The following is a 25,292-nucleotide window of genomic DNA, read 5'->3' on the forward strand; positions in this document are numbered from 1 at the left end:
GCGCCACTGATTATGCGGACTGTATTCGTCTGCAGCGTCACGATGGCCAGCATGTGCAATTGCTGGGGCTGTATGTATTGCCTTCAATGCGAGGGCGAGGCTACAGCGATGTATTGATTGACTCGATGCTCTTGTATGCCCGCCTGTTGGGGAGTGTGAAATCGGTGGTGGGGGTGACCCGCTGTGCCGACTATCCTAAGCATCGCCTTGAATTTGCTATGCACGCTTATATTCGTGAACAAAACCCACTCGGTCAATTACTTGATCCCATGCTGCATTTTCATGTTTCACACGGGGCGCGGATACGTGAGGTTTTACCCGGTTTTCGCCCCGGCGATGTTGACAACGAAGGGGCTGGCGTTTTGATCCAATACGAGCTTGAGTTGGCACAACGTACTCAGGCACCAGACATAGTTAATTCATCGCCAAAGCCACAGGTCCAGACCCTTGAGAAGATTGAGCACACGGTCCGCAACCTGCTGCTTGAAGTGATGGGCCCGCAACGGTTTGACGCTTATGGTCCTCATATTCCACTGATGGAAATGGGCCTCACCTCACTTGAGCTCCTGGAGTTGCGCAGACTGTTGAGTGCTGCGTCTGGCCTTGAGCTGGATGCTACATTCTTTTTTTACTGCAACACACCTGGCGCCATCCTGGGTTATTGGGCTGAGCGGCGGGTGACGCCCACCGCCGCTTTGGAAAGCGCTGCGCCAACTACCTCAAATGTTCCCATTGCCATCATCGGCATGGCTTGTCGCTTGCCGGGAGGACTGAACAATCCGCAGCAATTCTGGGATGCGCTATTGGAAGGGCGTGATGTTATAGGTCCAATGCCTGAGGCGCGCCAAGCGCTGCGCCGGGAGGCTGATGGGGATTTTCGTTGGCAGGCTGGTTTCCTCGAGGACGTTGATCGCTTTGATGCGGGATTCTTTCGCATATCGCCCAAGGAAGCCGAGTGGTTAGACCCGCAGCAACGCCTGTTGCTGGAAATGTCGTGGGCGGCGCTTGAAGACGCCAGTATTGCCCCGAACAGCGTCAGAGGGGGCAAGCATGGCGTTTTCATTGGTTTGATGGGCAGTGATTATGCTGCTCTGCTGGGACAGGGCGGATCCGAGGGTATTGAGGCGCAGTTTGCAACGGGTAGCGCGTGCTCGGTGGCGGCGGGGAGACTGGCCTATTTTCTGGACTGGCAAGGCCCGGCTCTGACAGTCGACACCGCGTGCAGCTCATCGTTGGTGGCGGTGCATCTGGCGTGCCGCAGCCTGCAAACAGGTGAATGTGGTCTGGCATTGGCGGCCGGCGCAAATGTGTTGCTTGATGACAAACGCTTTCAGGCATTCGATCGGGCCGCAATGCTCTCGTCCACTGGGCTCTGCCACACCTTTGATGAGCGTGGCGACGGTTATGTCCGCGCCGAAGGGTGTGCAGCACTGGTGCTTAAACGTCTTGTTGATGCGCAAGCGGATGGCGACCGCATTGTGGCTGTGATTCGAGGCAGTGCCATTAATCAAGACGGGAGCAGTGCGAGTCTGACGGCTCCCAATCCCAAGGCCCAGCAAGCGGTAATCGAGGCCGCATTGGCGAGTGCGGATGTTGACGCGCCGTCGATTGACTATCTCGAAGCGCATGGTACGGGAACCCCCTTGGGAGATCCGATAGAAGTCCAGGCGGCCATGCAGGTGCTGAGCTTGAACCGGGCACCGGACAGGCCGCTCCTTATCGGCTCAGTGAAAAGTAACGTAGGGCATCTGGAGGCCGTAGCCGGCATTGTGGGGCTGATTAAAACGGCGCTGTGCCTGCAACATGAACAGATACCCGGACAATTGCATTTTGATCGCCCCAACCCCCACATCCCATGGGACACACTGGCGGTTGAGGTGGTGAAGCAAACCCGGGCATGGCCGCAAGGTGATAAGCGCGCCGGGGTCAGTTCGTTCGGATTCAGCGGTACCAACGCTCACGTTATTGTCGAGGCGTATCCTCAACGTCCCGTTGTTGATGTACCCGTCGATCTGCCGTGTGCCATTATTTTGTCCGCACGTACAGAGGCGCAACTGGTCTCACGGGCACAACAGTTATGCCGTTTTCTTGAACAGCAAGATGTTGAATTAAACGCCCTGGCTTATACGTTGCAAACCGGCCGTGACGCGATGCCAGCCCGGTTGGGCTTTATGGCACGCTCAGTCGTTGAAGTCAGGGCGATATTGAGCGGCTGGCTTGGCACAGGTCACATGCCGCAGGGGGGCTTCCTCGGGTTGGCATCAGGCGCTGGCAGACCGGCCGCACCCTTCGTGGCATATGAAGGGCAATTGTCTGAGCAGCTGATTGAGGACTGGGTCGCCGGTACACAGGTGGACTGGCACCGTTGGTATGGCGCAGAAAAACCTCGACGGTTGAGCATGCCGACGTATCCCTTCGCTGATGAGCGCTATTGGTTGCCCAACATAAGGTCATCTTCAACTGCACTCGCACCGGCCGTTGAACAGTCGCTTCTGCTCACCCCCATCTGGGAACGGGTAGATGAGCACACTGACGGACCTGAGGTGGGCACCTCAAATCATGTGCTGTGGCTGAGTGCTGATCCATCGAGCATCCATTCTGCGCAACGCCCTTCGGCACTTTTTTTTGCTGTCGCCGACACGAGTGCGATGCTGGTTGAGCGCTTGCAGGTAACTCGTGCCTGGGATCATCTGGTGTGGCTGGTACCACCTGAAGAGCCTGAGGCCGCTGTGATGGGGTTTCGGCTCATACAAGCGCTACTGATCCTGGGGTATGCGCATCAAGCGTTGAACCTGACCGTAGTCACCCGCCAGGCTCAGGCCATTGCCCCGGATGAGCCGATAGACCCGTATCACGCGAGCGTGCTAGGGCTTATGGGGTCGTTGGCCAAGGAATATCCTCATTGGCAGGTTCGCTTATTTGATCGGCCTGCTGAGGGTGATGTGCCCTTGCACACGTGGGTTCGTCACTCAGCCGATCCGCAAGGTAATGTGCGGGTATGGCGCAATGAGGGTTGGTACAGGCAGCGTCTGGTGCCTTGTGAGTGGGTGGATGCGCCTGTTTCGATTTACCGCGAGGGGGGTGTTTATGTCGTGGTGGGCGGTGCGGGTGGGCTCGGTGTTGTGCTCAGTGACTACTTGGTCCGTCGCTATCGCGCACAAATGGTCTGGCTAGGCCGGCGGGCCGAAGATGAGCTGATTACCCAACAGCGTACTCGCTTGGCCGCTTACGGTCCGATGCCCTTGTATCTGCAGGCAGATGCCAATGATCTCCAGGCGTTGCGTCGCGCACATGAGGTGGTCCGCGAGCGTTTTGGTGCTGTACACGGTGTGATCCATTCGGTGATGCAATTGGCCGACCGTCCGCTTGCCCAAATGGATGAAGCAACGTTTGTATTGGGGCTGAATGCCAAGATGACGGCGCAAGATCTGGACGCTGTGGTGGGCGCGCAGTCTGTGGATTTTGTGATGTTTTTCTCGTCGATCAACAGCTTCCTTAAAACCGCCAACGCCAGCAATTATTCGGCCGGGTGCTGTTTTGCTGATGCTTGCGCGCATAACTTTCAGCGTCGTGGCTACCCGGTCAAGGTCATGCACTGGGGGCACTGGGGCAATACTGGAGGAGGCTGCTCTCCCGCGTACCGAGCGTATATGGCGCAGATAGGTATGACGTCCACCCAGCCGGGAGAGGCGATGGCCCTGCTGGAGCAATTGTTGGCCGGCCCGTTATCGCGCATGGTGTTTGCCAGGACCTCCAAGGACATCGTGGCCCGGATGTTGGGCATCGCCATTGCGTCTCCCGTCACGCCGATTCAAGGTGCGGCTCTTGGCGAAATTGCCCCCCCGATTAACCTTGAACAGTCCGTGATTGAAGACCTGACTGATCAGGCCTGCCGCTTGCTGAAATTGCCCGCTCACGGCATTAACCCGAGCCTGAACCTGAACACCTACGGTTTCGACTCCATCTTGTTGATGGAGTACGCCCGCCAATTAAGCGATCGCTATGGCTTGACGCTGTCGCCGTCACTGTTTTTCAGCCACACCAATCTGCTGCAATTTGCCGCCTACCTCTTACAGTTTTTTACGCCCGCGATGATCAGCTTTTACTCCCCCGGCGTAGCACCTGAGCCGCTACCATCCCCATCACAGCCTGCCCGTGCGCAGGCGATTGCCCAAGCGCCCCTGGCAGGTGATGACGAGATTGCCATCATTGGCATGAGTGGGCGTTTCGCCGATGCCCGCACCGTGGATGAACTATGGAATATTTTGCGCGACGCACGCTCAGCAGCTCATGATTTCCCCAGCACACGACTCTCAACGGCGGATGCATTACATCAACGATGGCTGGCCGCTGCACCGGGGTTGGAAGAGTTTGATCCGCTTTTTTTTGAGATATCCCCGCATGATGCGGCCCTCATCGATCCTCGTCAGCGCTTGTTGTTACAGGAAGCCTGGCGTGCGTTGGAAGATGCGGCTTACGGTGAACACCAGTTACTCAAACACACCATCAGCTTATTTGTGGGGGTAGAAGCAGGGGACTATGGTCGATTGATCGCCGAACGCAATACGCTGACGGCAAATCATGAGGCCATATTGGCCTCTCGCCTGGCCTATGTCTTGAACCTGAGCGGTGGCGCCATCGCCATCAACACGGCGTGTTCTTCCAGTCTGGTGGCGCTGCATCAGGCTTGCCAGAGTTTGAGGACGCGGGAGTGCGATACAGCATTGGTGGCCGGGGTAAACCTGCTGCTCAGTACCCAGCTTTACGACCAGATGGCCGAGGCGGGCATGCTGGCAGAGCAGGGTGTTTGTTACGCCTTCGACCAGCGTGCTATCGGCATGGTGCCCGGCGAAGCGGCAGTGGCGGTGGTCCTCAAACGCCTGTCAGATGCATTGGCCGATGGTGACCCGATTCGGGCCGTGATCGCAGGCAGCGGCATCAACTACGATGGTAAAACCCAAGGCATTACCGCCCCCAGCGGTAAGGCTCAGACCAAGCTGTTACAGACGGTATATGAACGCTACAACGTCAATCCGGATCAGTTGGAGTATGTCGTTACTCACGGCACAGGGACGCCGTTGGGTGATCCGGTTGAGGTCAATGCCCTGTGTGACGCGTTTGCCCCGTTTACCCAACGGCGGCAGTTCTGTGCGCTGACGTCAAACAAGCCCAACGTGGGGCACTCCCTGGCCGCATCGGGTCTGGTGAGTGTGGTTAACCTGGTGCAAGCGCTTGAGCATGAAACAATCCCGCCTAGCGTGCATGCCGAACAGCAGAGCACTTACGTCAATTGGGCGAGCAGTCCGTTTTTCGTTAATACGGCAGCCCGTCCCTGGCCGCAAAGAGAAGGCACCGTACGTCTGGGAGCCGTCAGTGCTTTTGGTATGAGTGGCACCAACGCCCATGTGGTCATTCGGGGGGCTGAGGCGTTGCCCGCAGCAAAAGACTCACCGACGTTTGCTTATGCCTTACTGGTGGTCTCGGCAAAAACCGAAGCCGCGCTGCGGTTGCAGCTCCAAGCCCTGATTGCGGCATTGCAAGCGCGCGAATGGAATCAAGTCGACCTGCAAAAGATGAGTCATACCTTGCAAAGTGGCCGGCATCATTTTGCCTGGCGTTGCTGCGTGGTGATTAAGGCCAAAGACGACGCCGTTAGCCTTTTGCAACGATGCCTTGATGCGGGGCAGGGTTGCGCCAATGGATATGGGCAAGTTTCTCGAAGTTTTACTGTGGATAAAGACCGGCTCGATCAGGCACACGCCCTGCTCGCACGCACCGCCAAAGGTTATGAACCTGAAGCCCTGAGCACCACCCTTGAAACGCTTGGTCAACGGTATTGCGAGGGCTACGACTTACCGTGGGAGCTGCTGTTTGGTGATCATTTGCCTGCACGTATCCATTTGCCGACTTATCCGTTCGAACGCGAGCGCTACTGGGCAATAGCCCAACCTACAGCACAGGTTTTGCACCCCCTTGTGCATCGAGATACCCGCACTGCGGACCGTCAGCGTTACAGCACGCTGCTGACGGGGGATGAAAAGGTGCTACGGGATCATCGGGTTTCAGGTGCGCGTATTTTGCCGGGTGTTGCCCATCTGGAATGGGCACGGGCGGCCGTTCAGTTGTGGCAGGGTAATGATCTACCTGTTCGTCTGGAGCAAGTGGCATGGCTTGTGCCCTTGGTCGTCGACACCGAATTACAAGTGCATATCGATCTGGTGCCGGATGGGCAAGAGCGGATCGCTTTCCACCTCTACAGTGGTGAAGGTGCAGATGTTGTGCGCTATAGCCAAGGTTGGGTGCAGCAGATCCACGCGCCCAACCGTGCGGCCCCGTGGGTTGACGTGGCCCATGTGGGTGAACACTGTGTGGCTCATATTCACGGTGACGATTGCTATGCCCGGTTTGCCTTGGCGGGCCTCGAACTTGGCCCGGCCTTTCAGGTAATACGTGAGGTCAAAATCGCTGAAACCGTGGCGCTGGGAGAGGTGAGCGCGGTTAAAGGTTTTGAAACCGACGAAGGCTGGATTTTACCCCCCGACGTGCTTGATGGTGCCTTGCAGGTGTGCGCGCAACTGAGTTCGAAGACGACGCTTGCCCTGCCGTTTGCGCTAGACAGTGTCGAGCAATGGGGGGCGATCCCTGAAACGGCCTTGGTGATTGCACGTCGAATAAATGATGGCGAAAACGTGACGCCCAGGTTTGATATCGACATCGTAAATGCCGATGGCAGCATTGCGTTGCGTATGTGTGGTTTCAGTGCGCGTTTTAAGGCGTCACCACAGCCGGCTGAAGCGGATGAGTTGATCCTCACGCCCGTCTGGTTGCCGGTGCCATCGCAAATCGTGAGCCCAACTCCTGCGTTGGGGCAGGTCGTGCGACTGATGGCTGATCCTGAGCTTTTCGAAGGCCAATTGTCCGTGCAGTGGCGTGCTGGAGACAGTAGTGAAACATTGCTTGAACACCTGAAAAAGCTGACCGCGGTGACACATCTGCTGTGGCATGTTCCGCAGGGTGAGGTGTACTTGGCGAGAATGGGCCTGCGACTGATCAAGGCGTTGCTGGCTTTGGGCTTTGCTGAGAAGCCTTTGGAGTTGACGGTGGTGACCCGTCAGGCGCAGGGCCTGGGTACGAATGAAAAAATCGACCCAGAGCAGGCAGCCCTGCATGGGTTAATCGGCTCGCTGGCCAAGCAATACGCCCATTGGCGCATTAAGTTATTGGACCTGCCTGAGGCGCACAGCCTTACCGAAGATGTCCTGCTGGCGCAGCCCGTCAACACTTATGGCAATGCCCGCCTGTGGCGAGACGGTTGTTGGTATCAACAGCAGTTGGCGCGTTGTGTACTGGGGCCTGTAACCAGCGCGGTGTATCGAGAAAGCGGCGTGTATGTGGTGATCGGCGGTGCAGGTGGGCTGGGTGTGGTGGTGAGTGAACATCTTATTCGCCAGTGCCGGGCACAGATGGTGTGGCTGGGGCGTCGGGAGGAGGATGACACTATCACCCAAGCCCGCAGCCGACTTGGCGAGCTTGGCCCAACGCCCTTGTATCTTCAGGTCGATGCGACAGACCGGGATGCGTTGGCACTGGCACAGATTGAGATAGTGCAACGTTTTGGCCCACCCAATGGGGTGATTCATAGCGCAGTGGTGCTGGCTGACACAGGGCTGGCCAGTATGGATGAAGCTACGTTCGAGGCGGCGGTGTCAGCCAAAGCGTTAACGGCACAGAGAGTGGATGAGGTGTTCGGGCATCACACGCTGGACTTCGTGCTGTTTTTTGGCTCATTGCAGAGTTTTTTGAAGGCTCCAGGGCAAAGCAATTATGCCGCAGGCTGCTGTTATTCAGACGCCTTGGCTTACGTGCTCGGGCAGCATCGTCCGTATCCCGTCAAGGTTATGCATTGGGGGTACTGGGGCAGTGTCGGAGTGGTTGCAACCCCGGACTATCAGGATCGTTTGGCACACATGGGCTTGGGTTCTATTGAACCGGGGCACGCAATGGCTGTACTGGATCAATTATTGGCCTCGCCTGTTGCTCAAGCCGCGTTCCTTAAAACCAGTCAGACCGCGCTACCGGCCTCCTTGGGTGTGTGCCTGCAAACGCTTGTCGAAGTGGCACCTTGGTTGCCCCGCGTGGAGCTGCCTGTCGATCAGCCCTCACCCTCACCGCCAGCCGGCATTGAGCCGGCGCAGCGCGCTTTTGAACAGCAACTGGCTCCTGTGTTTCGGGAGCGGTTGCTGGCAATAGAACCGCAGTCTGTTAGCCACATGCACCGCCCTTGGTACGAAGCAAGTTTGCGCTTGGTCGATACATTCAGCGTGATGGGCGAGCGGGGTGCTTATCCAAGGGAGGCCTCTGGAGTGCTATGGAGCGCATACGTGGAATCGCACAAGGATGACTCACAGACGGGGGCTCAGGTTCGGTTGACCAATGACGTCCTGCAACAATTACCCGAGATTCTGCGCGACGAGGTCCAGGCCACGCAGGTGATATTTGCCCAAGGCCAGGTGCAGCAAGTTGAAGCGTTGTACGGCAAGCATCCGGTGGCTAACTTCTTCAACAGCTTGCTTGGGGATCGGCTGCAGGCATATATCGAGCAGCGGCTTGCCCAGGATCAGCAGGCACGCTTGCGCATTTTGGAAGTGGGCGCAGGCAGCGGTGGCACGAGTGCCACTTTGATTGCTCGTCTTGGCCCTTACGCCGCCCATATCGACCAATACTGTTATACCGATCTGGCAGGCGTTTTTTTAGGGCATGGGCAAGCGCAATTCGGCGCTTCGGTTGCGTACCTGCACACGGAGTTGCTCGATATAGAACGCTCCCCAATGGCCCAGGGTTTCAGGCCGGGGGATTACGACATTGTCGTCGCCACCAACGTGTTGCATGCAACCCGCGATATTCGCAACACGCTGCGCAATACCAAGGCCCTGCTTAAAGGCAACGGTTTATTGCTACTCAACGAATTATCCGATGTCAGCCTTTTTCAGCATCTGGTCTTCGGCTTGCTGGAGGGTTGGTGGCTGGCGCAAGACAAGGATCGACGTATCGCCGACACACCTGCCCTCAGTGCCGCTGCCTGGCGTAAAACACTGACAGAAGCAGGCTTTAACTCCATCAGGATCACGCAACCGGCGAGCTGTGAATTGGGGCAGCACATCATAGAGGGATTTAGCGACGCCATTCTTTGCTTTGAGGGGGAAGCGCAAGATCCTCAACAGGTTTCCCCTGGCGTTGAATCTGCCATGCCGGTTCGGATCACAGCCGCAGCCTTGGGAGCGCAATCAAACCTGCGTCAGACACTTCGTGCCTGTTTACTGCAAACCCTGGGGCTCAAGGACGCTCATTTGCAGGATGATCAAGCGTTTATCAGTTATGGCGTGGACTCGATCAGCAGTGTGGCGCTGGTTAATACCATCAATAACCGATTAGATCTGCGGCTGGCGGCCACCGTGTTGTATGACTATCCGACACTGGCTCGTTTGTGTGCCCACTTGCAAGAGACCGCAGTGCCACAGCCAGAGATTGTTGACTCTACGTTGAGCGAAACGCCGCTTTCAGAGGTGACGATGGCGCCTGTGAAAGAGCTTTTGGTGAGTGCCCAACCCCCTTCACCTGCGCAGACCTACCGCCGCGTTCTACTGGAGCGTCCCGGTTCTATTGACCAGATACGCGTGGTTGATGAGCCCCTTGCCGCCTTGGGGCCCCATGACGTGCGGATCGCCGTGCAGGCATTTTCCCTGAACTTTGGTGATCTGCTCTGTGTGCGCGGGCTTTACCCCACTCAACCTGAGTATCCGTTTACCCCCGGTTATGAGGCGAGCGGCATTGTGACCGCTGTGGGTTCTGAAGTCGTAAGGGCTGCACCGGGTGACCGCGTCGTGGCGTTGGCTAACCACGCGCTGGGGGCGCACGCCACGGTGGTCACCTGTTCGCAGGATCAGGTTTTTGCATGTCCTTCGGGTCTATCGTTCGAAGCCGCGTGTGCCATGCCCTCTGCCGCTCTGACTGTAATCGAGTGTTTCACCAGAGCACAGCTCAAGGCGGGTGAGCGGATTCTTATCCAGACCGCGACAGGTGGTGTGGGCCTGATGGCTGTCCAACTGGCTCAACACATCGGCGCAGAGGTCTATGCGACGGCCGGTTCTCGAAACAAGCTCGACTATCTGGCAACGCTCGGTGTGCGTCACTTAATTAACTACCCGCAAGAGGATTTTGCCAATGCCATTCACCAGATGACACAAGGTCAGGGCGTAGACGTGGTACTCAATACACTCGACGGTGATGCTTTGCAAAAAGGATTGAGCTGCCTCAGTGCAGGCGGACGCTATATCGAAATCGCAATGACGGCCTTGAAGTCGGCCCGCGCCATTGATCTGTCGTTGCTGGATAACAACCAATCGGTGTACTGCGTTGATATGCGCAAGTTGGGTCTGGAGCGGCCCGAGCTCTTACGCAAAAATTTTCAAACGATGGTTGAGCTGGTTGAGCAAGGCGCTATCGTCCCGACGTTGAGCAAAACCTTCCCGTTCGATGACATTCACAGTGCTTACCGTTGGCTGCAATCGCGTGAGCATATAGGCAAAGGGGTGGTGAGTATTCCCCCATCACTGCAGCACCACGAAAGCGTTAGGGTTCCAACAAACTCAAATGATCTGGAGCCTATTGCCGTCATTGGTATGAGCGGTCGCTTCGCGAGTGCCGGGTCGACTGAGGCGTTATGGGACGCACTGGTCAACGGTGTGGATTTGGTTGAACAGGTGTCGCGTTGGGAGGTGTCGTCATTGAGTTCCGTGTCGGCGGGTTCGTCCTGTAAGCAGGGTGGTTTTTTAACGGACATTGACTGCTTCGATCCATTATTTTTCAATATTTCGAGCATGGAAGCGGCGGCGATGGATCCTCAGCAGTGACTGCTGCTCGAGGAGACATGGCATGCCCTGGAAGATGCTGGTCATGCAGGGCGGGCCATAGAAGGTGCGCGTTGCGGCGTCTATGTCGGCTGCTCGGCGGGCGACTACTTGGATCTGCTGGGCGAGGCGGCGCCTGCTCAGGCTTTTTGGGGGAATGCGGCGTCGGTCATTCCTGCTCGAATAGCTTTCCACATGAATTGGCAAGGTCCTGCCGTAGCCACAGATACGGCCTGTTCCAGTTCGTTGGTCGCGATTCATCAGGCCTGTCAGGCGCTACGTGACGATGAAGTGGATATGGCCATTGCGGGTGGGGTGTTTGTGCAGTGCACGCAGCGCCTTTTTCGCCAGGCCAATCAGGCCGGCATGCTCTCAAACACGGGACGGTGCAGTGTTTTTGACGACCAGGCGGATGGCTTTGTACCCGGCGAAAGTGTTGCGGCCATTGTGCTCAAGCGACTGTCGCAGGCACAAGCCGATGGCGATACGGTTTATGGCGTCATACGTGGTTCCGGCATTAATTACGATGGAGCGACCAATGGCATCACCGCCCCCAGCGGGCCTGCGCAAACGCGGTTGGTGCGTGAAGTGTATGAACGATTTGGGATTGATTGCGCAGCCATTCAACTGGTTGAAGCTCATGGCACCGGTACCGTATTGGGCGACCCGATTGAATTCAATGCGTTATCGGATGCATATGGCACTACGTTGCCAAGGGCCAAATGCGCGATTGGTTCAATTAAGAGCAATTTGGGGCATGCCGCGACAGCAGCAGGTGTGGTGGGCATGATCAAAGTGTTGCTGGCGATGGAGCACCGGCAGATTCCAGCTTCGCTCCATTTTCATCAAGGTAATCGCCACATCGATTTCGCACACAGCCCGTTCTATGTCCCGACCCAAGCGGTTGCCTGGGAGGTTCCTTCTGGGGGGGAACGCATGTCGGCCGTCAGCTCATTTGGTTTTAGCGGCACCAATGCCCATGTGGTCGTTGCACAAGCACCCAGGCGTATTGAGCCTGTATCAAAACGGCCGTTCTTTTTGATTGTGCTATCGGCGCGCACTTCAGACCAACTGCGTCAATTGGCTGAACAACTGGTGCACCAGATCAGTAGCAACCCTGTTGATATGGGCGCCATGAGTTACACGCTGCTGATGGGGCGCCGACATCATGACGTACGACTGGCCTGCGTAGCAGCCGACATTGCACAACTGTGCGAACAGATGAGTCAGTGGCTCGATGGACAGCAACCACGAGATGTGATCAGTGGTCATGCCGATTCGTATGATTTACAGGAGCAACCTGCCGGGCGGCAATTATTGGATGCCTGCCAGAACGTTTCATCACCCCAAGCATTGAAAGATGCCTTATCAAGCGTGGCCAGTTTGTATGTGCAAGGCGCTGAATTATCCTGGGAACGGATCTTTGACAGAGCCTCACGTCGCAGAATTCGATTACCGACTTACCCCTTTGCCCGTGAGCGGTATTGGCCACAGCCATCGACACCCCAAACCGCTGCAGTCACGCGCGTCAGTCAAACGTTGCCAGCGGCGAGCAACGAGGCGTCAGCAACAGTCCGGCAGGCTGTCCGCAAGATATTCAGGCGTGTGCTGGCCTTGAAAGATGAGCAGTTGGGAGATGACGTTGATATTGCGTGCTATGGGATCGACTCGATTATTCGAATGGGCTTGGTAAAAGCACTCAACGAACACTTTGGACTTTCATTGGCCAATGCCGTGCTGGATGATCACCCCAGTGTCAAACGCTTATCTTTGTTTATTGAAACCACTGAACGACCTGTCGACATTTTGAAGAGTACCTCCCCTGTACCAGAGGGTGATGTTACAAACGTCGAACCGGCTAACGACAGAGTGTATTTGGCAGGTTCAAGTGCCTTGAAGGTCGAGATTGAAAGTGTCTGGAAGCTTTTATTTGTACGCCCGCAAGATTGAATCGTAGCGGATCAACTTTCCAAGGGCCTGGCAAGGGTCACTTTTCATGTGCGATGGAACAGTCAATGCATTCAATGACCGGTAATGTGAATCAGGCGCCAGCTCCAATATTGGCGTTCAAACAGCTCCCACAAGAAGTGGTGTGTTTCAAACAGGTTGCCCATGGTCGACCGGTATTTTGGATACATGCTGCAGCAGGAGGAAATTCCATTTGGCAGTATCAACGAATAGCCAATGTGAGTGAGCGAACGTTGTATGCCATTAAGCCGCCCTCTATTGATATTACGCATTATTGGTTATCCGGGATTGAAGCCAGGGCGTCCTACTACGTGGCTCTTATAACTTCAATCGACCCTGACGGGCCGTATGATCTGGGTGGGTACTCAATGGGCAGTACCCTTGCGTATGAAGTGACCCGGCAGTTGGTGTTGATGGGGCACAAGGTTCAATCACTGGTACTGATCGACCCGACAGACATGTCGAGTGTTCAGGCGTGGGCGGCGGCTCATAATAACAGTGACCTTGGGGCGCAATCGCTGGTGCTGAGAACCATGAATTTTTCATTGCTGCACGATGACTCGACGCAGGGCAAGACTGCGCGCGGCTCGCTAATCCATCGAGACGATGTGTCGGGTTATACCAACCTGGATGCTTTTATCGAGCGGATTTATGACCTGGGTGTGCAGCGCGGGCTAAGGCTTGCCAAAGATCAGTTTATGCTCAGAGTGATCCAGGACCATCAATTGCTGGAAAGCCTGGTATGCAATGGCTACAACCGTTCCCTGCCTGAGCACTGTGAAGTACAAGTCTATCTTTTCGTCAATCGAAGCAGGGCCATGCAAGGCACCGCCGCGCCTTATATATTAATGAGTGATTACTTATCCAGAGGGATTGAAGAAAACTACAACGCCGAGTGGCTGGTCAAATGCCGTCGTTTCAAAATAACTGAACTCGAATGTACGACTCACTTCATGTTGCTCTTTGAAGCCGAGTCTTTAAAACCCTGCGTTGAGCTGTGCAGAAAACTGTATCAGCTGGGCCCGGTTTCCCCTGTGCGGTGAACTCATGGACTTGATGCGAACCGTTCATAACCTGTCGAAGGAGTAGCTGTTAGGTCCTGAAAAGAGAGCGCGCGGATCATGGGTTAACGTTTTGGACGGTGCAATTAAACAGCGTCATGCCCGTTGCGCGCCGGTACTCGCTCGGCGTCTGGCCCATTTCAACGCGAAAGTGGCGGTTGAAGTTGGAGATGTTTTCATAGCCCACTTCAAAGCAAATGGTCGCCACCGACAGTTCGGTTTGCATCAGCAGCCGACACGCACGCTGAACCCTTAACTTGCGCATAAGGTCGATAAAACCGTGGCCGGTAATTCGTTTGAAAAAACGCGAAAACCCCGGTTCGCTCATCTTCAACTGTCGAGCAATGACGGACACCCGAATGTCCCCTGTGAGTTCGGCCAGTAAATAGTCGAAGGCCTTGTTTATGCGCTCTGAACTATGCGCATTGAGGGTGGGGCTGTAGCAGGCGCTGGCCAGAAAATGCACCTCTTGCACAGGGGCTTTGATCATTAGGTTGATCACTTGCAGAAACAGAATCAGCCGCTCCAGCCCCTGAGCCAGACCGATGGCTTCGAGCAGCTGGGCAGCCTCGACAGCGGTTGAGCCGGTAAACGTCAGGCCACGGCGGGCCCGTTCAAACAGATCCTGCAAGCCACCCAGCTCCGGCAATGTTTCGCGCAAGGCCAATAGCGCAGCGCCATCAAACTGCAACACCACATCACGCCCGGCCAAGTGCTCACCGGGTGCCACATCGCCAATCCAGTCGTGGGGCAGGTCGGGACCAATCAGCGCAACATGTCCCGCTGCAAAGGCACCGATGTAATCGCCCGCTACCAGCTTGCCGGTGCCTTGGCGGATCAGATGAATCTCAAACTCGGGATGATGGTTCCAGCGCGCGAGAGCGTAAGGGTAATCGTGCTCATACCAGCGAAAGCACTGATGAGGCTCAGGGAGAATGACTTCCAGTTCGGCGGGCCGCTGCTCAAACAGGGAGGCTCGATGATCAGACATGGCATGCCTTTTTTATCGTTATGTGTGCGATGAGTCGCAGCAACATACGCCCTTGTGGTGGGCAGCGGCTAGATCCTCTGCTGCGCAAGACTGATATTTTTTTAACCCAGAGCTACGCGATTAAAAAAGTATCAGTCAGGCATCCGCTGTCCATTTGTTCGGTTGTTTTTAAGCTGTTGAAATCATCCCGCCTTGATCTCTACGGGCATACCTCTAATAAAAACGGAAGAACGCCTCATGAAACGACTGGAAGGTAAAAGCGCGTTGATAACAGGTTCTGCCCGCGGCATCGGCCGTACGTTTGCTCAAGCCTACATTCGCGAAGGGGCCACAGTGGCGATCGCGGACATTAACCTTGAGCGTGCCCGCGCCACGGCCCTCGAGCTGGGGCCGCAGGCTTACGCGGTCGAAATGGACGTCACCTGCCAGGGTTCAATTGATGATGCGCTGGGCGCGGTCATCGCGCAGACCGGCAAGCTGGATATTTTGATCAACAATGCGGCCCTGTTCGACCTCGCTCCAATTGTCGGCATCAGCCGGGACAGTTTTGAACGCCTGTTTGCGATCAATGTCGCGGGCACCCTGTTTACCTTGCAGGCCGCTGCCAAACAGATGATTAGCCAGGGACATGGCGGAAAAATCATCAACATGGCCAGCCAGGCCGGTCGCCGGGGTGAAGCGCTGGTGGGGGTGTATTGCGCCACCAAAGCGGCGGTCATCAGCCTGACCCAATCAGCGGGCCTTGACCTGATCAAGCACGGCATTAATGTCAACGCGATTGCACCCGGCGTCGTCGACGGCGAACACTGGGACGGCGTTGATGCACTGTTTGCCCGCTATGAGAATCGCCCGTTGGGCGAAAAGAAAAAAAGCGTGGGGCAGGAAGTACCGTTTGGCCGAATGGGCACCGCCGATGATTTGACCGGAATGGCTATTTTCCTGGCATCCCCCGACAGCGAGTACGTGGTCGCCCAGACCTACAACGTCGACGGTGGCAACTGGATGAGTTGAGAGCGTATGTGGGTGGGGAGGGCGGCCTTGCCAGGCGTAACCAGCGAAGCCTTCAGTCAGGCGGGTGGCGATCACAAAAGCGACGGTGTCTGCCACAGCTAGTGCTCGTGCTGACCGCCAATGGCTTCGTTGTAACCGAAACTGCGCAGCGGTTTTTCCAAGGCTGTCTCACCGGCATTAACTTGAGGCCGCGTCAGGCTGATTCCAGTTGCTGAAACTGCGGTTGGTGGAGGATTTGATCCATCTGCTGGCTCAGGGCACGATCCATTTCAATGATTATCTGATCGACCCGAAACTTGTTCACGGGCTGGTCGTGATCATCCCTCTGCAAAATATCGCTGATAATTCTGTGAAACATCAAGCGTCAGGTCCACCCGCGAACCAGCCATTGGCAGGACTGCTCATTGACGAGCAAATGCCGCAACTGCTTATGAAAGGCCGGGGTATTGCCATCGGCCTTTTATTCTCGAAGGTGCTTTCAATTTAAAGCGTATCGGGTCGGTATTGTCTTGTCGGACAGTTCCGTTCGTTGCGTAGTCTTTGCGTGTAGGAAATTACGGCATTGTCAGTAAATGGTTGTATCTGATTGTTTTTCTTTGATGGCTTACTGTGTTGTCAGTATTGAAAATTTTTGTTGGTAGTGTAGAGGGCTTGCGTCTATGCGCAATTGCCCAGCATTGTAGGGGCTATATAAGTTCTCTTGCAGATGCTGGTGTTTGTGACATGTGTTTCGCCTTAATGCTTGGCTAGGCCCTATTTGTCGGGGTTGAGTATTAAAAAATGGCTGTATCTGCAGGGTGGTCGCACTATGTGGAGTGAGTGAAAAAATGAATGTAACGTTGAAAGAGAGTCAGGGTGTGATCGATAAAAAAATATCAATGCAGAAATTTGGCGAGTTATTTATTAGGGGGCTGGATAAACACGTGGCCAGTCTCAATATTGCAAACCGCTTTACTGTCGGTGATGTGAGGGCTAAACCCATCAGCGCCAAGGTTGATAACAGGACTCAAACTCAAAAAGTCATGCTCGAAGTGCTGTGTGATCCGATTACTCAGGAAGCCCATTCCTATGCAGAGCTTGCGTTCAGGGCGTTCTTGGAAAAGGAGAGGGTGGATGTAGGACTTTTAAGATTTTTTAATGGTTGGAATGAAACACATAAAACTACAAGTCTGGTCTCCGCCAAGGTGGCTGTGCGGTTGTCGGCAGGTTCCATCTTTGTTTCTTCGGAAAAACAAAATACCTATGCTTTGGCTATGGCTCACATGCATGAAGTGGTCAGAGACGATATGGGGCTCGGACATCCCGGGCATGACGGTATGTATGAAGTTATGGCGGCTGCGTTTAATGCGGTTGGTTGGTCAGGGAAGAAGTATGCGATGGCTGAATGTATTGATTTTTCTAGTTTTCTCTATGAGACAGGGGTTGAAAATCATAGCGCTGCCATACACTCAGACGCGTACATGCGATCACTGCTTAAAGCGATGATGGTCTCTGTCTCATCGGAGATTTGGAATGGCCGAGAATATAACTATTTTGCGCAGTTTATTGAAGGCAAGCTGTTGTCAATAAATCCTTTATTGGTGAGTCAAAGCAAAAGCTTACGAGAGGCAAAAAGTTATGTGATTGGGCACGCCGGTCAAGTTGAAAACAGGCACGGCCTGCACGCATTAGCGGCTGCGCAAGCGTATGCATCTTCATGGGATTTAGGATTCGAACCTGCCTCCCTCGGGGAGGTGATGCTGGATTATAACAAGCGTGTGGGAATAGCTTTCTGCGCACTATGTAACGTGTTGGGGTAATGCCCCCGCGCTATGATGATTCGAAGCACTCCACGCAACTTTCAATTAAAACGTACTCCTGTTCCATACCGGTGCTCCTATGATGCTTGATCAGACGATGGTTGTTCTGGGGTTTTTTGCTTTTTGCGGTGGCTTGATTGATGCCGCCGTCGGTGGCGGAGGTTTGGTGCAAGTGCCGGCGCTTTTACATGCGCTGCCTCAGTACAGCCTCGCCACTGTTTTTGGAACCAATAAGTTGGCGGTTTTGGCGGGTAACCTGTCATCCATATTCAGGTATGTAAGAAGAATAAAAATAGTCTGGAAGCTGATGATTCCAATGGCTGTTTCTGCTTTCGTGTGTTCATTTTTAGGTGCGCTTTTTGTCTCTGTTATTCCTCGTGAGGCTATGGAGTACGTCGTTTTTTGTGTGTTGGTAGTGATGGCTGTGTATACCTTCTGTAAAAAGAATCTTGGCCGGGTGCAGGTGGCGATTGAGTATGGAAATAAAGACGTGCTGCTGGGCGTTTTTTTTGGCGGGATCATCGGCTTTTATGATGGAGTATTCGGGCCGGGCAGTGGCAGCCTGTTGCTATTTGTTTTTGTAAAGTGTTTTGGCTTTGATTTTTTAAATGCGTCGGCTTCAGCAAAGTTGGTGAACCTGGGCACGTTTAGTGCGGCCCTGCTGTTTTTTATTCCATCAGGCAATGTGTTATGGCAAGTGGGTGCCCTGGTAGGGGTATGCAATATATTAGGCTCGATCACGGGTGTTTTTTTGGCATTGCGTTTTGGCAGTGGGTTTGTTCGAGTCTTCTTTTTGATCCTGCTGGTGTTTCTTATTGCAAGGCTGGGGATTTCAATCCTGTCATAAGCGCTGCGTGATCTTTTTTCTGAGCTCGCAGGCTAACCTCGACGCCCTCTATTGCGCAAGTCGGTGCAACTCACCATCGAACCGTTGGCCCTGAGTGCCACGCGTCTGAACAGCCAGCGCAGCTTTGTCGATCGCAGCCTTCGTGCCTCGGCAGCGGCTACGTGACGATCTGTAGCCGCTGTCGAGCAGCGCGAGGCTGCGATCGAAGGCGAAGCCCTCGCAAAAACCTGCGATCAACTCCACCTATCACCCTCTATTCCCAATCTGAATAACACCTCATTCTTGTTTTATTGTCCTACACAGAGGCCCGATTTAGAGCGCTCCGGCTATGGCGCGAGCCCGTGAATGTTGGTAGCGTGCGCGCCGATAACCCGAGAGAACTCTAATAATGAAACACACCATGCCTAAGGCCTTGCTGGGCCTTGCAGTAGCACTTGCCTCTTCATCACTATTGGCCAGCGGTCTGACCATCAACGAACAAAGCATCAGCGCGATGGGCACGGGCTTTGCCGGTCGCTCATCCTCTGCCGACGATGCCAGCACCGTGTACGGCAACCCGGCCGGTATGGCACGCCTGAAACAGGAACAGGCGAGCCTGGGAGCCGCCACGCTCAACGCCAAAACGGACATCAGCCAAACCCGCAGCACCTTTGGCGGCAAGGAAGAAGGCAATATCGTGCCGCTGACATCCGTACCCATGGGCTACTACGTTAAGCCCATCGATGAACACTGGGCGTTCGGTGTCGGCTTCTACGTGCCCTTCGGTTTGATCACGGACTACAGCAGCGGTTTTGCCGGTCGCTACTTCGCCAACAAGAGCAAGATCCAGGTCATCACGTTCCAGCCAACCGTCAGCTATGCCTTTAACGACAAAGTGTCGATTGGCTTTGGCCCGACCATCAACCGCATCGACGGTGAGCTGACCTCGCAAGTGCCCAACGTCCAGTCCCTTGGCCGTAACGACGGCAAGGTGAAGATTGATGGCGATGACACGGCAATCGGTTTCAACGCCGGTATTTTGGTTCAAGCCGATGACAAAACCCGTGTGGGCCTGACGTACCACTCAAAGGTCAGTTACAACCTCAAGGGCCACACCAAGGTCAGCGGCGGCAGCTTCAGTCTGCTGGGCCTCAGTGGTCAGAGTTATGACGCCAAGCTGGGCCTTGATACTCCGGAATCGGTGGACGTTTCGTTAACCCACCAGCTCAATGACGACTGGACCCTGTACATGGGCAGCACTTGGACGCGTTGGAGCCGCTTCAAGGACATTACGGTCGAGAACAGTAACGTCAGCCCGATGCTGGGAGGGTCGCTGAACACCATCACCGAAGAGCAAAACTGGCATGACACCTGGGCTCACGCCATTGGTGCTGCGTATCAGTTGAGCCCGCAATGGGTGTTGCGCACCGGCTTGTCGGTGGATGGGTCGCCAACCAATAACACCAACCGCTCACCGCGTATTCCGACTGGCGACCGGACGGCCATCAGTTTTGGTGCGGGCTGGACCCCAGTAAGCAATCTGACCGTCGACCTGGCTTACTCCTATCTGTGGGAAGAGAGCGTCAAGGTCAACGACAGTTCGGCCTCGAAGGGCGCCTACAGTGCCAAGTTCAGAAACACCGCCAGCGGTTTCGGTTCTTCGATTACCTATCGCTTCTGATCCATTCGGGCCCGCCCTCAGCCATACCAGCTCAACCCCTTGGGCGCACTGGCAAAGCCCGCTTCTCGCAAAGCGGCCGTTATCGGCGAGTGCCAAGTGGACTGCTCGTCGATACGTTCCAGCGTGAAGGACTGTCGTTTGTGTTTTCTCAACGCGGCGACCAAGGCCTGCGCGCCCGCTTTCAGGCGTTCGGCGTCGATGGGCGTGTCGCGGGCGGCAAAGCTTATTAACTGACGGCCGCCCTGGGGCAGGTAAAACAGCAAGCTGGCGTCAACAATGACCACCAAGGCCCCGGCGCGACGGGCCGGGGTGGTTTTTGTGCGGTTGGCAGGCCACGTCAGGGTAACGCCGAAGGGGTTGGCCGGGTCCAGCACGGACAAGCCAATGGCCACGGGCCTGACGGCTACGCTGTCGGCGAGGGCGCGCAGCCGGTCTATGGTGCTGCGCTCGGCAAATTGGGCACCACCCAGACCCTCGACAAAGCGACCGCGCAAAATTCGTCCGGTGTCTTCCATCGTGCGCAACACGGGCGCGAGGGCAGGAAACCCGCCCGGCACGTCCTCCTGGAGCGCGGCACCCCGCGTGACCACCCCGTAGCGGTCGAACAGGCCCTCGACCAATGCCAGTGCGCGAGCCGTATCGCTGACAGGCTCATGGGGCAGTATTGACCAGCGTCCGCTGAGTGGGCGTGTGGCTGTGGGCGGTGATGCAAGGGGGATAAAAGCTGCGCGCAAGTGCCCGCGGCGATGACGGGAGTGGCTGAGGTGACGTGTGCGTTGCGGCGCTTGCGCAGCCGTCAGCTGACGTAAAGGCGCCCAGCTGTCGCCCGTGATAAAACCACGCCACACCAAGTCCCAAATGGCCTGATGCAGCTCGTCTGCGGACCGTGGTTCAGTGCTTTGGGTCAGTGTGGCCAGTTGCTGGCCGAAATAGGCGCCGCCATCGGCCAGCACATTGAGAATGGCTTGTTGCAGCGGCGAAAGCAGGTTTTCATCGCGGGCCGGTGGCAAGGTTTCCCCGACATAATCGCGCAGGTGGAGGGCCACCAGACCATCGTCATCGCCCAGCGCACCGTGCCCTGACCAGAGTACTTCACCGGTGCTGATCAGCTCGTCGAGCATGCCCGCTGTGTAGTCGCTGACGCGCATGGCCAATACCGGGTATTCCCAGACCGACAAGGGCAGCACGCGCCCGGCCAGTTGTTCGATCACCCGCAGCAGTCCGTCCATGCCGCAAAAAGCACCGCTCACCGGCGGCTCCTGAGCGCGGGCAGGATGACCTTCGGTGGGTCCGATCAGCCCCTGACGCTCCAGCAGCAAACGCACATAAGCGGCCTCCGGGACTGGCCGGGTCGCTTCGCGGGCGGCTTGCAAGGAGCGCAGGCGCAAGCGCTTGAACACCTCGTCGGCAATCCATTCATGGCGAGCTTTAGGCGCAATTGTCAGGGTCGCGTCCAGCGTCGTTTCAAGGCGGCGCTCAACGCCGAAGTTGCCGCACAGCACTTTGCCTTGTTCGCGCAGGCGCTCAAGGCCGTGGTCGACAATCGCCACGCCCAGGCCCAGATAGCGGGCCGCCTCGCCGGTGGTAAAAGGCCCGTGGCTGCGGGCGTAGCGGGCCAGCAAGTTGCGCAACGGGTCTGCGACCGGATGCAAAAAAACCTCGGCAATGCCCGCAGGCAAGCTCACCCCCAAGGCATCGCGCAAGCGGGCAGCGTCTTCGACCGCCGCCCAGCGCGTTTCCCCGGCCATCGACACGGCAATCGCTCTGCCCGTGGTGCTCAATGTGTGCAAAGCGGCGTGCAGGTCGTCCGGTTGATCAACCCGAAGGGCCAACTGCGTCGCAGACAAAGGCCCCAGTTCACGCAGCAGGTCAGCCACGCCTTCGGCACCGGCCACCCGACGATCCTGCGCGGTGTGTTGCAGCTCCTGTTCGACACGCTGGGCAATGGCCGGGTCGAGCACGTCGCCCATATCGACCTGGCCCAGCAAGTCAGCCAGCAGGCCGCTGTCCAGTGACAGCACCGAGGCGCGGCGCTCGGCCAAGGGCGCATCGCCCTGGTACATGAACTCGCCGACATAGCCGAACAGCAAACCTGCGGCAAAGGGTGAAGGGCTTTGCGTGGTGACCTCGACGAACTGCACGGTGCCGTCATTCAGACGCCGCATCAGGGTATCCAGTGCGGGCAAGTCATACACGTCCTGCAGGCATTCACGGGCGGTTTCGATCAGAATCGGGAAGTCCGGGTAATCGCTGGCAATGGCCAGTAGCTGCCCCGCGCGCAAGCGTTGCTGCCACAACGGTGAGCGTTTGCCGGGGCTGTTGCGCGGCAGGAGTAAGGCCCGTGCAGCACACTCGCGAAAACGCGCGGCGAACAGGGCTGAGCCGCCCACGGCATCCGCGACGATGCGCTGTAATCCCTCAGGTTCAAATACAAACAGCTCGGCGCCGGGGACGCGGCCTTCACTTGCCGGGATGCGCACAATAATGCCGTCATCGCTGGACACCACACAGGGGTCGATACGCAGGCGTTGACGTATCCGCTCGGCGATGGCCAGCCCCCACGGGCCGTGTACGCGCTGGCCGTAGGGCGAATGCAAGATCACGCGCCAGTCCAAGGTTTCATCCACACAGCGCTCAATCACCAAGGCCCGGTCAGTCGGCAAAGTGCCGGTGGCCTCACGCTGCTCGGTGACCAGTGCCAGCAGGTTGTTGACCGCGTTATCGTCCAGGCCGATGCTTTTGAGACGCTGCTCTCGCTGTTGGCTAGGTGTTTCGCCAGCTCGCTCAATGTCCAGTTCGCGCAGGAAGGCACCAATGGCTTCGCCCAGCTCGGCCGGGCGCCCCAGTCCATCCCCGCGCCAAAAAGGCAGACGCGCAGAGCGGCCGGGGGCGGGTGTCACGATCACCTGATCACGGGTGATTTGCTGGATACGCCAGGATGAGGCGCCGAGGGTGATGACGTCATTGACCCGTGATTCGTAGACCATCTCTTCGTCGAGTTCGCCTACCCGGCGCGAACCGGCACGCTCCTCGCCCTCGGGCAGCATCACGCTGAACATCCCGCGATCCGCAATGGTGCCGCCGCTGATCACTGCCAATTTGTGCGAGCCCGGGCGCGCAGTCAGTTGCCCGGTCTGACGGTTCCACACCAGACGGGGACGAAACTCGGCGAATTCGTCTGACGGGAAGCGGCCCGCCAGCATCTCCAGCGTGGCGTCAAACACACTGCGGGTGAGGGCGCGAAAGGGATCGGCGCGGCGTACGCAGGCGAACCAGTCCTCCACCGCCAGCGGCTCCATGGCGACGGCGGCGACGGTCTGCTGGGCCAGCACATCCAGCGGGTTGCGCGGCGGTTCAAGGGTTTCCAGTTGCCCGCTGAGCATACGATCCACCGTGACCACCGCATCCAGCAGATCGCGACGGGTGCGCGGGTAAATCAGGCCGGCCGAGACACCGCCGACCTGGTGTCCGGCGCGGCCCACGCGCTGCAAGGCGCTGGCCACCGAAGGCGGTGCGGCGACCTGAATTACCAGATCCACCAGCCCCATATCAATGCCCAACTCAAGGCTGGATGTCGCGACCACGCAGCGCAGTTCACCTGACTTGAGGGCGCTTTCGATGTCGGCCCGTTGCTCCTTGGACACCGAGCCATGATGGGCACGGGCGATCAATGGCAGCTCGCCTGCCGTGCGCCGCGTGGTGCCCCCGGCGGATGAGACAAAATGTTCGGGCGAGGAGTTGTCGGGCGGGTCTGAGTCGCTCAGCTGTTCGGCATACAACTCATTAAGCCGAGCGGTCAGCTTCTCGGCGAGGCCGCGGGCATTGGTAAAGACCAGCGTTGAACGCTGCTTGAGCACCTGCTGCAGAATACTGGCCTCGACATGGGGCCAGATTGAGCCGGCCTGCCCCGGCGTGTTGCTGATCGATGATTGATTGCGCGCCGACAGATCGCTCATGTCCTCAACGGGCACGACAATACGCACTTCCAGCTGACGACTGGAGGGCGGGTTGACCACCGTCACTGGCCGGGCACCGCCGAGGAACCGCGCCACCTGATCCACCGGGCGCACCGTGGCGGACAGCCCGATGCGCTGGGCCGGTTGCGGCAGCAAGGCGTCCAGCCGTTCCAGACTCAACGCCAGATGCGAACCGCGTTTGCTGCCCGCTACGGCGTGGACTTCATCGACAATCACCGTCTGCACACCGCGCAGGGTTTCGCGGGCTTTTGAGGTCAGCATCAAATACAAGGATTCGGGTGTGGTGATCAAAATATCGGGCGGGCGGCGCAGCAACCGGGCGCGTTCTGCCTGTGGTGTATCGCCGGTGCGCATGCCCACGCTAATAGTCAAGGCGCTGTCGCCGCGCAGAGCACGCTGGGCACTTACGCCTTGGAGTGGCAGGTTCAAGTTGCGTTGCACATCGCTGCCCAAGGCTTTGATCGGGGAGATATACAACACCCGTGTCGTTGGTTTGCTTGGCGTCTGATCGGCTTTGGCCGCGGCGTCGCGTTCTTCAAATAAACGGTCGATGGCGTGCAGGAATGCTGCGAGGGTTTTGCCAGAGCCGGTGGGGGCGATGACCAGCGCGCAGTGTTGCGCGGCAATGGCCGACCAGGCGGCCAGTTGCACGGCGGTGGGCTGAGGGAATGTCGATAAAAACCAGTCGCTGGTGGCCGGGGTGAATCCGGACAGGCGCACAGGGCGGGAAGGGGCGATCATCAGCAGCAGAACCTCGGGGCGGCAACACCTCTAGCGTAGTCCTCGGTTCAGAAAGTGGCGCATTAAACCGATCGCAGCCTTCGTTCCTCGTCAGCGACTACGCAAGCAAAATCGCCAGCGAGCTTGTGATCTGGCTTGTGATCTGGCTTGTGATTTTGATTTTGATCTGCCGCCCCTTCGGGAGGCCGAGTGGAGGTTCTGCGCAGTGGGTCGATGCCGGGAGAGCCGTGTTGGGCCAAGGATGGCCCGTCACGGCGTGCCCACGGAGCGGGACCGGAGCGAGGGAACCTGAGCGCAGCGAGGGCCGTACGCGGGGGCGGAAGCGTTTTG

General features: G+C 57.0%; 8 protein-coding genes and 1 pseudogene. 6 read left to right on the forward strand and 3 right to left on the reverse strand.

What is annotated here, in order from left to right; all coding sequences use genetic code 11:
* Window positions 1-269 precede the first annotated feature (269 nt).
* Together GHN86_RS13195 and GHN86_RS13205 are read left to right on the forward strand one after the other, a co-directional pair.
* Window positions 270-12,857 (forward strand): annotated as a pseudogene (locus tag GHN86_RS13195) (beta-ketoacyl synthase N-terminal-like domain-containing protein).
* A 65-nt stretch (window positions 12,858-12,922) separates the two neighbouring features.
* The gene (locus GHN86_RS13205) at window positions 12,923-13,918 is read left to right on the forward strand and encodes a thioesterase domain-containing protein (protein ID WP_194286453.1); all 996 of its coding nucleotides are present in this window, start codon (window positions 12,923-12,925) and stop codon (window positions 13,916-13,918) included.
* A 76-nt stretch (window positions 13,919-13,994) separates the two neighbouring features.
* On the opposite strand, the gene GHN86_RS13210 is transcribed toward GHN86_RS13205, so the two are convergent.
* Window positions 13,995-14,927, reverse strand: coding sequence for a helix-turn-helix domain-containing protein (locus GHN86_RS13210; protein ID WP_153381412.1), 933 nt, complete (start codon window positions 14,925-14,927; stop codon window positions 13,995-13,997).
* 237 nt (window positions 14,928-15,164) lie between these two features.
* Between GHN86_RS13210 and GHN86_RS13215 the strand changes: the two genes are divergently transcribed.
* Window positions 15,165-15,938: an L-iditol 2-dehydrogenase gene (locus GHN86_RS13215; protein ID WP_153381410.1), complete on the forward strand. Its 774-nt coding sequence runs from the start codon at window positions 15,165-15,167 to the stop codon at window positions 15,936-15,938.
* A gap of 193 nt (window positions 15,939-16,131) precedes the next feature.
* Here the strand turns inward: GHN86_RS13215 and GHN86_RS23970 are convergent, their stop codons facing one another.
* Window positions 16,132-16,296, reverse strand: coding sequence for a type VI secretion system contractile sheath domain-containing protein (locus tag GHN86_RS23970; RefSeq protein WP_153381409.1), 165 nt, complete (start codon window positions 16,294-16,296; stop codon window positions 16,132-16,134).
* A 469-nt stretch (window positions 16,297-16,765) separates the two neighbouring features.
* On the opposite strand from GHN86_RS23970, the gene GHN86_RS13225 reads away from it, so the two are divergent.
* From GHN86_RS13225 to GHN86_RS13235, 3 genes are all read left to right on the forward strand, one after another.
* The gene (locus GHN86_RS13225) at window positions 16,766-17,737 is read left to right on the forward strand and encodes a hypothetical protein (protein WP_153381408.1); all 972 of its coding nucleotides are present in this window, start codon (window positions 16,766-16,768) and stop codon (window positions 17,735-17,737) included.
* A 79-nt stretch (window positions 17,738-17,816) separates the two neighbouring features.
* On the forward strand, window positions 17,817-18,584 hold the full coding sequence (locus tag GHN86_RS13230) for a sulfite exporter TauE/SafE family protein (RefSeq protein ID WP_153386709.1): 768 nt from the start codon (window positions 17,817-17,819) through the stop codon (window positions 18,582-18,584).
* Between the two features lie 388 nt (window positions 18,585-18,972).
* On the forward strand, window positions 18,973-20,244 hold the full coding sequence (locus GHN86_RS13235) for an OmpP1/FadL family transporter (protein ID WP_153381406.1): 1,272 nt from the start codon (window positions 18,973-18,975) through the stop codon (window positions 20,242-20,244).
* A 17-nt stretch (window positions 20,245-20,261) separates the two neighbouring features.
* Here GHN86_RS13235 and GHN86_RS13240 read toward each other — a convergent pair whose 3' ends face one another.
* Window positions 20,262-24,962, reverse strand: a complete 4,701-nt coding sequence (locus GHN86_RS13240) for an ATP-dependent helicase (protein ID WP_153386711.1) — start codon at window positions 24,960-24,962, stop codon at window positions 20,262-20,264.
* Between the last annotated feature and the right edge of the window lie 330 nt (window positions 24,963-25,292).

This window comes from Pseudomonas helleri (assembly GCF_009600315.1).
Taxonomy (GTDB): Bacteria; Pseudomonadota; Gammaproteobacteria; order Pseudomonadales; family Pseudomonadaceae; genus Aquipseudomonas; species Aquipseudomonas helleri_A.

Excerpts from the sequence above, each read along its gene's own strand:
- GHN86_RS13205 (WP_194286453.1), top strand. The coding sequence starts at position 12,923 with ATGCATTCAATGACCGGTAATGTGAATCAGGCGCCAGCTCCAATATTG.
- GHN86_RS13210 (WP_153381412.1), bottom strand. The coding sequence starts at position 14,927 with ATGTCTGATCATCGAGCCTCCCTGTTTGAGCAGCGGCCCGCCGAACTG.
- GHN86_RS13215 (WP_153381410.1), top strand. The coding sequence starts at position 15,165 with ATGAAACGACTGGAAGGTAAAAGCGCGTTGATAACAGGTTCTGCCCGC.
- GHN86_RS23970 (WP_153381409.1), bottom strand. The coding sequence starts at position 16,296 with ATGTTTCACAGAATTATCAGCGATATTTTGCAGAGGGATGATCACGAC.
- GHN86_RS13225 (WP_153381408.1), top strand. The coding sequence starts at position 16,766 with ATGAATGTAACGTTGAAAGAGAGTCAGGGTGTGATCGATAAAAAAATA.
- GHN86_RS13230 (WP_153386709.1), top strand. The coding sequence starts at position 17,817 with ATGATGCTTGATCAGACGATGGTTGTTCTGGGGTTTTTTGCTTTTTGC.
- GHN86_RS13235 (WP_153381406.1), top strand. The coding sequence starts at position 18,973 with ATGAAACACACCATGCCTAAGGCCTTGCTGGGCCTTGCAGTAGCACTT.
- GHN86_RS13240 (WP_153386711.1), bottom strand. The coding sequence starts at position 24,962 with ATGATCGCCCCTTCCCGCCCTGTGCGCCTGTCCGGATTCACCCCGGCC.